This window comes from Exiguobacterium sp. s70 (assembly GCF_018618315.1).
Lineage (GTDB): Bacteria > Bacillota > Bacilli > Exiguobacteriales > Exiguobacteriaceae > Exiguobacterium > Exiguobacterium chiriqhucha.
Window position 1 is genome coordinate 571549 of sequence record NZ_JACSLV010000001.1, and the last position, 12674, is coordinate 584222.

General features: G+C 53.2%; 7 protein-coding genes and 1 pseudogene. All 8 read right to left on the bottom strand.

The window, feature by feature from the left end; all coding sequences use genetic code 11:
• Positions 1-45: 45 nt before the first annotated feature.
• On the bottom strand, positions 46-1152 hold the full coding sequence (gene wecB / locus KNP84_RS02910; RefSeq protein ID WP_131471841.1) for a non-hydrolyzing UDP-N-acetylglucosamine 2-epimerase: 1107 nt from the start codon (positions 1150-1152) through the stop codon (positions 46-48).
• A gap of 80 nt (positions 1153-1232) precedes the next feature.
• Positions 1233-2009: pseudogene (tagH, locus tag KNP84_RS02915) on the bottom strand (teichoic acids export ABC transporter ATP-binding subunit TagH); the annotation flags it as partial.
• 7 nt (positions 2010-2016) lie between these two features.
• Entirely contained in the window at positions 2017-2814 is a 798-nt protein-coding gene (locus KNP84_RS02920) for an ABC transporter permease (protein WP_021066433.1), read from the bottom strand.
• 16 nt (positions 2815-2830) lie between these two features.
• Positions 2831-4120: a nucleotide sugar dehydrogenase gene (locus KNP84_RS02925; protein ID WP_021066432.1), complete on the bottom strand. Its 1290-nt coding sequence runs from the start codon at positions 4118-4120 to the stop codon at positions 2831-2833.
• A gap of 141 nt (positions 4121-4261) precedes the next feature.
• Positions 4262-6436: a glycosyltransferase gene (locus KNP84_RS02930; protein WP_214714146.1), complete on the bottom strand. Its 2175-nt coding sequence runs from the start codon at positions 6434-6436 to the stop codon at positions 4262-4264.
• Positions 6433-9504 (bottom strand): CgeB family protein, encoded by a 3072-nt coding sequence (locus KNP84_RS02935; RefSeq protein ID WP_029594907.1) that lies wholly within the window; start codon positions 9502-9504, stop codon positions 6433-6435. Before KNP84_RS02935 ends, KNP84_RS02930 begins: the two co-directional genes overlap by 4 nt.
• A gap of 81 nt (positions 9505-9585) precedes the next feature.
• Positions 9586-9891, bottom strand: coding sequence for a hypothetical protein (locus KNP84_RS02940; protein ID WP_021066429.1), 306 nt, complete (start codon positions 9889-9891; stop codon positions 9586-9588).
• A 9-nt stretch (positions 9892-9900) separates the two neighbouring features.
• Positions 9901-12585 (bottom strand): glycosyltransferase, encoded by a 2685-nt coding sequence (locus tag KNP84_RS02945; RefSeq protein WP_215114199.1) that lies wholly within the window; start codon positions 12583-12585, stop codon positions 9901-9903.
• Positions 12586-12674 lie beyond the last annotated feature (89 nt).

Here is a 12674-nt window from a genome sequence, read left to right on the forward strand (position 1 = left end):
CCGTACGCATGTACGAGACAACTCTTATTCTTTTACATTAAGTTATTAGAAGTCTGTTGCCAAAATGGCGTCGACGATGCGACGTGACGCTTCCCCGTCACCGTATGGGTTCGAGGCTTTCGACATCTTCTCGTAAGCCGTTGCGTCCGAGAGAAGCTCATCGGCAAGACCGAAAATGACTTCTTCCTCGACACCAGCGAGTTTCAACGTACCAGCGGCCACGCCTTCCGGACGTTCCGTCGTGTCACGAAGGACGAGGACCGGAACACCGAGTGACGGTGCTTCTTCTTGCACGCCGCCCGAGTCCGTGAGGATCAAGTGCGAAATCGATGCATAGTTGTGGAAGTCAAAGACGTCGAGCGGTTCAATCAAGTGGACACGGTCGATATCGTGCAAAATCTCGTTGGCGAGTTCGCGCACGACCGGGTTCATGTGGACCGGATAGACGACTTCGATATCGTCGTACTTCTCAATCAAACGGCGCACAGCGCGGAACATGTTGCGCATCGGCTCGCCGAGGTTCTCGCGGCGGTGGGCCGTGAGCAAGACGAGACGGCGTCCCGATTCACGGATTGAATCGAGCAATTCGTTCGAGTAGTCCTCGCGGACCGTCGTTTTGAGTGCGTCGATTGCCGTGTTGCCGGTGACGAAGATCTTGTCTTCCGGCTTGTTTTCACGAAGCAAGTTCTCTTTCGACGTTTCCGTCGGAGCGAAGTGAAGGTCGGCCATGACACCTGTGAGCTGACGGTTCATCTCTTCTGGGAATGGCGAGTACTTGTTGTACGTGCGAAGACCGGCTTCGACGTGCCCGACCGCGACTTGATTGTAGAACGCCGCGAGCGATGCCCCGAACGTCGTCGTCGTGTCACCATGGACGAGGACGATGTCCGGCTTCGTTTCAGCGATGACTTCTCCCATTCCTTTGAGGACGCGTGACGTCACGTCGTACAACGTTTGTTTGTCTTTCATGATATCTAAATCGTAGTCTGGCTTGATTTCGAACAACTCTAGCACTTGGTCAAGCATTTGACGGTGCTGCGCCGTGACGACGACGATTGGTTCGACCCCTTCACGTTTCTTCAATTCAAGAACGAGTGGTGCCATTTTAATCGCTTCTGGGCGTGTCCCGAAGACAGTCATTACTTTTTTCATCGATTCGCTAACTCCTCTTCTGTGAGCGGCGGCAAGATATACGTCTCGCCGAGCTCTGTAGATTCGACAACGGTTGTCCGGCGTTTCAACTTATCCGCTTTAAACGCGTCTTGCTGATCTTTTGATAAGTTACGGAACCATTTTAAAAACTTGTTATATTCACGCGCGACTTCTTCGACCGGTCCGTACTCACGGACCTCACCGAACTCGAGCCAAAGTCCGAGCGTACAGAACTGTCGGACTTGAGACACGGAGTGGCTGATGAAGAAAATCGTCTTACCTTGATCCTTGAACTCGTTCATCTTGGCGAGACACTTGTCGGTGAACGTTTGGTCCCCGACCGAGAGCGCCTCATCGATGACGAGGATGTCCGGATCGATGTTAATCGAAATCGCAAACCCGAGGCGTGATTTCATCCCGCTCGAATACGTCTTGACGGGTTGATGAATGAAGTCACCGATATCGGCGAAATCAATGATTTCTGGCGTCAACTCGGCAATCTCATGTTTCGTCATCCCGAGCATGAGCCCTTTTAATTCGATATTCTCCATCCCGGTCAAGTTCCCGTTCAGGCCAGACGAAATCGCGATGAGCGCCGTCTTGCCTTTCAGCTCGATTTGACCATGGGTTGGCGGCATGACATCCGCGAGCAGGTTCGACATCGTCGATTTCCCTGACCCGTTGATGCCGATGATGCCGACGACTTCGCCCGGCGGGACTTCAAACGTGACGTTCCGGAGTGCGTAGAATTGCTTACCGTTCGTTTTATTGAGGAAAATCTCCTTCAATTTGTCGGTCGGCTTGTTGTATAACGTATAACGTTTTGACACGTTCTCAAATTTAACTTGGTACATGATAGCCTCCTCAAATGTAATCGATGAAATATCGACGGAAGCGCATATGGATCATCGAACCGACAAAGAAGAGGACGAGCACGATCGCCCAATAGTAGAGACCATACGCCCAGTTGTTCGCGAGCCAATCGGTCCCGAGGAACATCGAACGATACCCTTCAATCAAATAGTACAACGGGTTGATTTGAAGAACCTCTGCGAGACGGCCGGTCGGAACCCAAAAAATCGGCGTCAAGTACATGAGCATTCGCATGAGCGATTGCAGTAAGTTTTGTAAGTCGCGCACGATGGTCGTCAGTGCGGACGTGATTAACGCTAGCGAGTAAAGTAAGGCAAGAGCACTGATCGCCAAGTATATGAACCAAAGCGAATGGAGCCCCATCGGATAGCCGAACGCCCACATTAACACGTAGGATACCGCCACTAAAATGGCATGGCGATAAAACAACGATAACAGGACGTAAGCAGGAATCGTTGAGATTGGAAAGCTCATTTTGGAAACTAACCCAATCTTCGAATAGACAGACCGAGCCGTAGAAGTGATTGCCGCGGCAATAAAGAACCAGACGACAATCCCTGCAACGAGCCATGGCAGAAACGGCACGCCATCAATCGGCCTGCCGCTTCGAATACCAAATCCAAATACAAACCAATAGACTGCGATTTGCAGCAATGGCGTGACGAATTCCCATAAAAATCCGAGGTACTGCATTGAATAGTTGCTCTTCGTCTCATACGTCGCGAGACGCATGATCAGATACTTACTCGACTGCAGTTCTGAAAGAATAGCTTTCGCGGATTTAAACATGTGAATTCACCTTGAATCAACGTACGAGATTCGTTTCCTTTGTAAATTTGTACAAGTTGCCGTAGTTAACGACTGCCACATCTTCGCCAGCTGGCTTCACGATGTTGCGCGTATCAAAGATCATCGGACGACGCATCGCTCCGCTGAGTTCAGCGAAATCGAGTGTCTTGAACTCGTTGTGGTCGACGAGGACGAGGACGAGGTCCGCGCCTGCGATCGCTTCTTCTTTCGAGACGAGGTCGAAACGGCTCGATGTCGACTTCTCGACGTGACCGTCATGAACCGAGATGTTCACGCCACGGTCGAGCAAGAGCTCACAGATGTCGACAGCTGGGCTTTCACGCATGTCGTCGACGTTTCCTTTGTACGTCACGCCGAAGACAGCGACTTTCGCGTCTTCGATGCCCGCAACGAGCTTCTCGACGTTGTCGGCCACGTAGGCTGGCATGGAGACGTTCGTCTCACGCGACAAGTTGATGATTTGAGCGAGGTCAGGTGACTTCGCGACGATGAAGTATGGGTCGACCGCGAGGCAGTGACCACCGACGCCAGGACCTGGGCTATGCAAGTTGACGCGCGGGTGTTTGTTGGCCATTTCGATGACGTCGAGGACGTTGATATCGAGGTCGTTACAAACTTTAGCGAGTTCGTTCGCGAGGGCGATGTTGACGTCACGGAACGTGTTCTCCATGAGTTTAGACATTTCAGCCGTCTTCGCGTCCGTCTTGACGATTTCGCCTTCGACGAATGTGCCGTAGACGCGTGCGCCAGCTTCCGCACAAGCAGGCGTGATGCCGCCGACGATGCGGTTGTTGTGCACGAGCTCATGCAAGATTTGTCCAGGAAGGACACGCTCTGGGCAGTGAACGAGGAAGATGTCTTCGCCGACGACGAATCCAGCTTCTTCGACGAGTGGCTTGACGAAATCGTCCATCGTACGTGGTGCGATCGTCGACTCGACGATGATGACGTTGCCTTTCTCGACGAATGGAAGGACTTTACGTGTCGCGTCCAAGACGTATGTGAGGTCGCACGACTTGTGCTCGTCATCATTGTTTGGTGTCGGGACAGCGATGATGAATGCGTCCGCTTTCTCCGGTGAGAGTGACGCACGGAATTTACCTTGCGCGACGACGTCTGCGACGACTTCGCCGAGACCTGGCTCTTCAATGTGGATTTCACCACGGTTCAATTTATCTACGACGTTTTGAGAGATGTCTACCCCAACGACGTCGACGCCGTATTTAGCGAAGACTGCCGATGTCGGCAAACCAATATACCCAAGACCTACTGTACATACTTTCATTTGTAGTAACCTCCAAGTGTGTGTGTGCCCTGCGATTTCTCGATGCGAGCATGTCCATCATTTTATTTCAGTTTCGACAATAAAACAATACTCATTATACTCTTGAACAAATCAGCCGGGCAATTACATTTTAATGACAAATCAATGTTTTTCAGTTTCGGACAACGCCTCTAGTATAAGCTGTTCCAGCTTTTTAGCAAGTGTTTCGACCGCGAAGTGCTCAAATGCATAGGTTTGAAGCGGTTTTGCCGCTTCGAGCAGACGATCGGAATCGTCGGCGTACGAACGGATGATGCCGACGGCGTCGGACACATCTTCCAATAATAACGCGTCCGGATAAATCGTCTCGCTCCCCGTCCAGTGACGGATGAGCGGATACGTGCCCGACGTCATCGCTTCGGCCGGTGCCAAATGGAAGCTCTCGAGATCGCTCATCGAGAGGACGAAGCCAATCTTTTGTAGCCATTCGGCGACATCATCGCCGTGTCCATCGAACTGGACGCTCGACTGGAACTGCGGCTCTTCAAGTCGGGCGAGCAACTTGTCGTAATACGCTCTTTCATCTTCCCGTTTATTGATCCAATAAATCTCGTTTGGATGATGTCCTTTAATGAAGAGTTTATAGCGACGATCTTGTTGCAACAGCTGCTCGAGCAAATCGAGCGCCAAATCGAGTCGCTTTAGTTTCGGGTTGACGCCGATCATACCGAGGTGGAACGTCAAATCTTGTTTCACTTTCGGCTGAGCCAAACGTTTCCCGTCGACGGCGTTATAAATCATCGTCATCTTGTGGCGCGGAATGCGGAACAGACGGTACATCTCTTCGAGCATATACGGCGAGACGAGGATGATTTTGTCGATGTTATGCAAGTTGTACTGACGTGGGAACGGTGTCTCTTTCTCTTGACGGTGAATCCGCACGATCAGCTTCTGATGCGGCAACTTGTGTTCCGAGTACCAGACGGCGTTGCCGAGTCCCCATTCACAGAAAATGATATCGGCCTGCTCGAGGCACGCCTTACTGTGATTGACGTTGTGAATCTTATGGCCGTCCCATTGGTCGACGAGCACGTTGAAGCGCGGGTTCTCCGAGAACTTCTGCATGAACAGCTTCAAGAACTTCAAGTCGTGGCCCGCGAAGACGATCGTCAACTTCTTCATCGCCCACAGCTCGTCACGGAGGCGCGCATGCGTGTTCGTGAACGTATAATACTGGGCCATGTCATACAGACGCTTGGCGGCCTCACGGTAGATGGTGGCGTCCGTGAGCGCGAGACGCGCCTTGTCGATGAACTCTGACTCTGAATTGACGAACAACGGATAGTCCGCCCCGAGGATGAGCTCATGCATCGGATTACGGTTGAGCAGCACCGGCTTTCCGAGCGCACCATACTCGAGCAGCTTCGTCGACAGTTCGAGCGAGGCGTCGAGTTCCGGATGGCGCCAAGATACTCCGACCGCACTCGACTCGATTAACGTCTCGACGTCGCGACGCGGGATTCCTTTCAGCCATGTCACGCCTGGATCGTGACCGAGTCGATGTGTCACGTCTTTGCGGAAGTTCGGGTTGTTCGGGTCTTGATTGAACTTGTCACCGGCGACATGAAGCTCGGCCGTCGGATGTGCTGCGCGCAGTTTTGCGAACGCCGTCAAAATCTCGCTCGAATACCAGAGCGGCGCAAACTTGCCTGTATAGACGAGACGGTCGTTCGGTTTCGTGAACGATGGCGTCGCCTCTTTCACGTTCGGAATCATCGGGTTCAAGATGAGGAACGGTCGCTCCGTCGGGAGGAACGTCTCAAAATAATCTTTCATCGCCGACGTCTGGCAGAGCATGCGGGCCGAGCGTGAGGCGATTTGCTTCAAGCGGGCCAATTCTTCGTCCGACGCCTGCGTATGGTCGTGGGTGAAGTCGGTGATATACGTCCACGTCTTCGCCATCGTGTCCTTATACGCCGACAAGTTATAGGCGAGTTGGAAGCCACGGATGAAGGCCAAGTCGTACGAGCCGCTCATCATGAGCTCATGGATGAGTTGGGCCGCTTCAGACGGCTCGAGTACTTTCTTCTCATAGTACGGTTCGTCTTTCTTCGGTGACGTCTCGCCAAATACGTCGAGGAAGCGGACGTTCGGCAACTCACGAATCGACGCCGTCACTTCCGGTTTGACGATCGAGCGTTTCAATAAGACGTCGACGTGAATCGACGGGTCTTGTTTCAACATATGGACGACGGACGTCAGCCAGATGGCCGACCCGTCAATCAAGTTCAAGTTCACGTCCCCATAGACGAGGACGCGAAGCGGTGCTTTCGTCATAACGTTACCTCCTGGGCCATCTCGTCGGAGAGATTGGCTCCGCCTTTGACGTATTGATACGGGTCGATGCTAAAGATCCGCTCGCCGGACTGGGCCAACTCTTGGAGCGACGCATCGTTCGTCAGCACGTCGAGTGCCTCTTGGATGCTGTAGAAACGGAGCGCCGCCGGTTTGACGAGCGAACGCGTCGGCACGGCGTCGAACACGTAGCGATAGCTCGCATCCACATCTTGTTTCTCGAGCGCTCCATCAAACGTATAGTGGTCGCCTTTCGTCAAGATGTTGGCGTCGGCATAACGCGCCGCCAAAATATAGTCGGACACGTACGACGGGCCGTAATAGTCGTCCCGGTTCACGAACGCCATCCATTCGAAGCCGTCCAAAATCTCAGATAAGGCGTTATATTGCGTCAAATAACTGAGCATGAACGTCGAGATCGTCTCGGTGTTGTACTCGTTATAGACGTCGATATAGCCGTCGAACTTATCGAGGAACACGACGAGGTGCGTATGCTTGTAGTCTTGCGTTTCATAAATCGATACGACCCGCTCCATCTCCTCTTTCGAGCGGACGATGGCGACCATGGCCACACGGGCGTGGTCGACACGATACGGGATACCGATTGCCCCGACGACTTGGGCGAGACGTTGCGTGTACGTATGATACGTCAACACGTGACGCATCCCGCGCATGGCGACGTCCTCATAGAACGCGTCATCGGTCAACAGTTTCTTGAACGTCTCGTCGAGCATGGCGTCACCCTCATCGAGGAAGACATAATCGCCGAGCATCTGTTTGACACCGATGGAGCGCGTGCTGACGACCGGCGTCGCACAAGCGAGGCCTTCGAACACACGACGCGAGAACATCGTCGGTGAGTCGTTGACCGAGTTGACGTTCAGCATGACTTTGAAGCCTTTATACGCTTTCGCGATTTGGTTATATTTCAAACTGCCGCGAATCGAGTCACGGAACTGTTCCGGGAATTGGAGCTGATCCGTCTCGCCGCGTTGGTTCATCTCATAGTTGCGGTCATAGATGACGAGGCCGTAGCGGTCCGCCGCGGCGAACAAACGGTCCATGTCTTGACGACGTGACTCGTGTCGGTTCGCGTAATACGAGCCCGCGAACGAGGCGTACGGTTCACGTGTCCCCGGTAAACGAATCGGGTTGTGTTCTTTCGGTTGTGCGGCGAACGGGAGTGCGCCGACACGGTCGTGTCCGCAGTCGCGGATGTAATCCTCGACCCGGTTCTCGTCCGTCGTATAGACGTAGTCGAACCGTTTCGCCGTCTCGATGAAACGGTCGTAGTGAATCGGGTCTTCCTTGTTCCAGAATACGGTCGGGATGTTGTTGTGACGGCACCATTCGAGCAGGCCGTCGAGCTCTTCCCACGTGTTCGTACCGTATTTGACGACCTTCTTCTCCCACGCCCCGGCGTTCCCTTTCCACGCCGACTCGACCATCAAGAAGTCCGGTTGCTCATCGGCGAGGACGGCCGGCCAGTTATCCGGTGTGAACGTGATCAAGTCACATTCCGGACGGTACGAAGCCGTCGTGAACTCATCAAAGATGGCCGCGACTTTCAATTCGTGTAGCTCACGCGGTACGGCACGGAAGAGACGGGCCTCGCGCACATCGAGCCATTCCGGGCTCCGTGTGCGGTCGCTGATGATCTCTTCAGTGACGCGAATCCGGTCGATGACCGCTTCCCCGTCGCCGTCGACACGGAGCGCGAAGCGGAGACGACGCGCCTCTTTCTCGAACTCGAAAATCTTCTCCGAGCCGAGTTGGACTTGCTGCATGTTCAAGCGGCCTTCCGTCGAGTACGTGATGATATAGAGGACGACGTTCGTCCCTTCGCCCATCTCGCCGTCGAGCGTGACCCGGTAACGGCTGTTCGATTTGACGTCGAACAAGAAGTCGACCGGTAACAGCTTGAAGCTGTTATTCGTCTCGGCATACGAGATGTAACGGCGATTGCCTTCCCCGGTCTTCAACTTGACGACGAGCTGGTCGTGCTTATGTTTCAATTTGATCGTGTCCGGTGTCGGCACCGTCCACATCGACGGTTTGAGCGATAAAATCTCTTCACGGCGGACGCTCTTCTCGCGGACCATGCCGAGTTTCAAACCATGTAGTTCACCGTGGCCAGACAAGCGGACGAAATAACGGACCGTCGTATGACTCGGTGTCAGACGGATGATGCCACTCAGTCCGAGCGGGACCTCGATCATTTGATCTTGTCCATCGGCCGTATACGTGACGACGAACAGTGAGGCGTTCGCCGTGCCCGTCACCGTCCCTTTTAAATAGAAACGATAGACGTCATCATCCATATCCCCGAGCGGGAAGTCGATGGCGCGTTTCGTATTCACGTGCGGGAGGGCCGATTCGCCGACACCGAAGTGGACGTATTGGCCACCGACGCCGTGCAACAACAGTTTGTCATCTTCAAAATCGACGACACGGTTGATGGCCGAAATCAATTCGAGCTGTTTCGGCGTCAAATCGATGCGATAGTCGAAATCGCTATCCTGCATGTGATAAGCCATTCCTTCGACGTCCCAGAGCGAGACACCGTTGACGTTCAGTTCGATGACACTATACGAGCCTTTTCCTTCCGTCTCGACCGTGAAGCGGACTTTTGTCTCGTTCGCGAGCAAGGCGATATCGGTCGGTGTCTGATTGTAGACGAACACGTCACGCGAATGTTTGTTCCGTTGATAGAGCGACACTTTGATGGCAGGTGTGACATCACCGGCCGCCTTCGCGCGGAACTGGACGTGCATCGTCCGATTCGATTTTGAGAACACTTTTTTGATGTCGATCGTGTCTTCTTTCTCGTCCGGACGATACGTCAAGACGACCGCTTCCGGGCGTGAGATGACGACGTCGGCCCCTTCTAGATGGACCGCATCCGAGGCGGTGTACCAATTCGGGACGATTGGTCCCGCTTGACGAGATGTCACGCGGTTGAGCGCCTTGTTGATGATACGTTTCCCGACGCGACGCGAGCGTTGGACACCGAGATGTGCCGCCCGACGTGCTTTCGTTTGCCAACCCATATGTCTTTCCTCCAAACTACGGGGTATTCCCCTCGATTTCACTAATAAGGAAGCGACACATCACATGTCGCTCCCGGCTGGTCATTTCCGTTTGACGATTTTGCCGACACGGCTTCGGACGGCACGCGCTGCGAGCAATCCTTTTCCGACTTTCGACTGGGTCAAACTTTGATATTTACGATTAAGTTGGCGATAGCGTTTATCGGCCTTATCGACTTCTTTTGAAATCCATTCCACCGTATAGAGCAGTTCGGCGTACCGATGCAACAGACGTTGATATTGTTGGCTCGTGATGCGGTATTCACGTTGAAGTCGTTTATTTTCCTCGATTTGTTCAGCGAGCTGCATCTCGAGAAGGTTCTTTTCTTGTTTCAATTGTTCACTCATGTTGTCACCTCAACGGAATACGTCGAAATACAGACGTTTCAATTCATTTTTTTGACCGCTCTCATACAGATCGATGAACTGTTTAAAGCGGGGGCTCTTCGGTTCGAGCGGCTTGAACTGCTCGTAGATGGCATATAACAAATCGGCGTTGCCGAAGAAGTCCTCGTCCCGCGACCGGCGGATGAACTGGAGATACCATAGCTCAAAGAACCGTTCGAAGCGGGTCTCACGATAGACATCGAGTACACCTTCACGCTCGAACGCCTTCGCCCGGGCCGTCTCGCGCAACACACATTTCTCGAAGTAACGACGGGTAATCGTATTGACGGTCGATCCCGCCACGGCCGCGTAATAATCGTGAATCGTCAAGTCGACGAGTGCGACACGTTCGGCCGATAAGAACATCTCTTGGAAGAAGAGCGAATCTTGACCGACCGCCCCGATGACTTGTTTCAAGCCGTTGTCGACGATGAAGTCGCGACGGATGACCATCGCCTGGATGCTTTGCACTTTGAAGTTGTGCTCGAGCAGGTAGGCACGCGGGTCTTCAATCATGCGGATGCCGCCTTTCTCGAGCCCTTCAAGTTCGATCATCGCTTCGCGGTTCGACAGCTTCAACATGCTGCCGACGGCGAGATCGAGTCCCGGTTCGCGCGTCATCAACTGATACAGCTCATGATAACCATCGTTGACCGCCTCGTTGTCCGGGTCAAGGAAAGCGATATATGGAGTCGTCGCCAGCTCGACACCTTTGTTACGAGGGCGTGAGGCACTGCCGCTGCCGCCGTCTGCGAACGAGTACGTGTAGACGTTCGCATGTTCGCGCGCCAAGCGCTCGACGTAACGGCTCGTCTCGTTGTCGGTCGAACCGTCATCCACGAGCCAAATCTCCATATCGTCAAACATCGTGCTCCGCTTCAAGCTGAAGAAGCACTTGTTGTACAAGTAACGACCATTGTTATAGACCGGCACGACGACAGACAATTTGTAGTCGCGCGGTGCGTTCGGTTGGAAGACGACCTCGCCTTTGACGAGTTCGAACCGGTCGACGGCATAACCCGGCAACGTCCGGCTCTTGAGCGTCCGTGTTGCGACTTCTTTGAGCGACAGTTGCTCCGCGACGAACACGGAACGATGGACATCGGTCACGTCCGTCACGAAATCGTGTTCCGGACCCGAGACGAGCGTCTCGCCGTCGAAGTAGGCCGCTTTCGTCACGAATGATACGTCCGTATATTTGAAAGCGTTAATCAAGTCTTCTAAATAATAGGCTTCATACGTATAAGCCGAGTCAAAGAACGCGACGAACGCCGCTTCCTGCAAATCGGTCTCCGTCACGGCATCTGCCATCCGGAAACGGACGTTGGCGTACGTCTGGTCGTCGACCATAGCTTGAAGACGCGACTCGACACCTGAGCCGACGACGAGAACCGGACGGGCCCCGAGTGCTTCCGTCTCAAGTCCGAGCGCGAACAACATCTCTTCGAACCGGTCATGCATCGTATGTCCGGCCATGATCGTACGGACGCCCGCTAATTGCTGGCGGTACTTCTCGTCCTCGGTCTTGAACATGTTCAAAATCTGTTTGGCGTCGAGACGGCCCGTCGCGATGAACACGTTCGGGAAATCGTTGTTGACGGCGATATTATAGTTCGTCAAGACGAGGTTACCGCGTGCTTGCGCATCGTAAATCGCTTGTGCGCTATACGTCGGGCTGTTCTTCACTTCGTTGACGTGAAGGACCCAATCGACGGACTTTTTCAAACGGTCCATGTCCGTCTCGCTCGCGACGAGATATTGACGGTACGCTTCGCCGACTTCCTCGTTTTTGTCACGGTCTGATTTAATCACGTGGAGACGGTGGTCCGTCTCTAAGACGCCATCCATCAATTTGTCGACGTCTTCCATGAACGCTTTTCGCATTGGGAACTCATTCGTGACGAGCACGTCGTTCAAACGGGCGCGTGTCATGCCGATCGGATTGTGACGCAATTGGTTGACGAACGGCTTGATGACGAAGACACGGTCATGTTTGCACAGTTCGGTGTAATCTTGGACCCGCTCTTCATTGGCCGTAAAGACGATGTCACACTTCGCTGCGAGTGATGCGTAACGCGCGTAATGATTCGTGTCGGCCTCGGTATGGAACACGACCGGGATGTCGCGATAGTTGGCTTGCTTAATCAATTTTTCGAGCCATTGGCGCGAGTGTGAGCGCGGTGTCGCCATGTGTTCAAAACTTGTCGCCTCATCACCTGGAAGGATTGGGCTAATCATGAGGAACTCGATGTTCACACCTGCATTGACGAGCTCTAAAAACTCGGTGACCGTCTTGAACGTATGGACGTTACAGACGTGATTCCACATGTCGGCCCGTTCGACCGGTCCGACGAACGCCACATCGATGAGTTTCTTCTTATAATAAGCACTCCCGTTCGATGCTGGATATTCCGGTAAGTCGTTCGGGAAACGCGCGGTCGCCGCATCCCATTCTTGTTTGAGACCGGTGTTATACGTCTCAAGCTTTTGGTCATCCCAATATGGGAGTTGTGCTTTTTTCGTCAACGACGGCAAGTCATTGATGAGAATGACATCGCCTTCATCTAGCGGTTCTTTTTGTGAAATCCGTTCCCGTTCTGCACGTACCCATTTCGCGTGCTCTTGAACGTCGGACAATAATCGTCTTACATCCATTCAATTCGCCTCATTCTTTCATCATGTCGTATCGTAGGTTTCACACCTACACCCTCTGTCATAGTATCAAATATCAGATAGGCAAGCAA